The organism is Bartonella sp. CL434QHHD (assembly GCF_042195145.1).
Classification (GTDB): domain Bacteria; phylum Pseudomonadota; class Alphaproteobacteria; order Rhizobiales; family Rhizobiaceae; genus Bartonella.
The window spans coordinates 1-1,086 of record NZ_JBHINT010000033.1; the positions used below are offsets into that span (position 1 = coordinate 1).

1 protein-coding gene is annotated in these 1,086 nt (G+C 47.1%); it reads left to right on the forward strand.

The window, feature by feature from the left end; all coding sequences use genetic code 11:
- A partial coding sequence (locus tag ACFILN_RS04965; protein WP_375671008.1) for a hemagglutinin repeat-containing protein occupies positions 1-1,086 on the forward strand: 1,086 nt, incomplete at both ends.

The window sequence follows — 1,086 nt, forward strand, 5'->3', positions numbered from 1 at the left end:
AGGGGAGATAACAATAGGGGTGAGAAACGATGAGATGGAGTATCATCTTCGCACCAAAAACACGAAAGTGGACATGCAAGCTTCTCATGCGGTTGGATCTTCGATAAAATCGGGAGGTGATACCACGGTCATTACAGGGCAGGATGGCAAACCGCATGATCTTAGCATTACAGGTAGTTCCATTGCGGCTGATGGCAAGGTAGGGCTGAAAGCCAGCAACGATGTCCTGATCAATAATGCAGAGGATAGCTTACATTATGAGATGTCGTATCACAAAGACGGTGGGGTGTTTAGTAGCAGCAAATCTGAGCATAACAAGATGGATGTGAGCCAAGTTGTGGGGTCAAGCATAACAGGGGGTGAAGGCATTGCCATTGATTCCGGAAACAACACGGAAGTTGTAGCCTCGATGCTCGTAGCCGGTAAGGCAGAGGAAACGTCAGGAGAGAAAGCACCAGGAGAACAGAAACAAGCGGATATTACCATTCACTCTGGGGGAAAGATTACTATCAAAGGCGCCCAAGAACACTTGGATCAGCAAGCACAATCGTCATCAAGTGGCTTTTTGCATGAGAAATCGTCCGATACATCTCAATCGCATACCACAACGGTCTCCTCTATCCTTGGGGCAACGGGCAACATCGTGTTAGACGCACAAGGAGAAGCCAAGATTTCTGCTTCTCATCTGCTTTCCGGTCAAGATATCAATGAGAGCGGAGATAGTGTGACGATTGATGGCATGACAGACCATCATAAAAGCCATTCAGAGGAGCATGAAACGGGTTTTGGTGTGGGATCAGGAAAGGGCTTTGTGTCGATATACGGGAGTGAGGGAAAGACAGAAAATGAAGAGAGTTTTGAGCATCAAGGCTCTTCTCTCAATGCGGATGGCAATATCAACATCACTGCCAAGAAAAAAGATGTGAACGTGGAGGGCTCTGATCTTGCGGGTGAGAATATTAACCTTTCGGCAGCGCATGATGTCAATGTGCTTGTTGGTCATAATAGCCATTCCTCAAGCTCAAAGGAAGAACGTACAGGCTTTGGCATTCAGTTTGAAAAGAGCAACAGCGGTGCTTCTGTAGG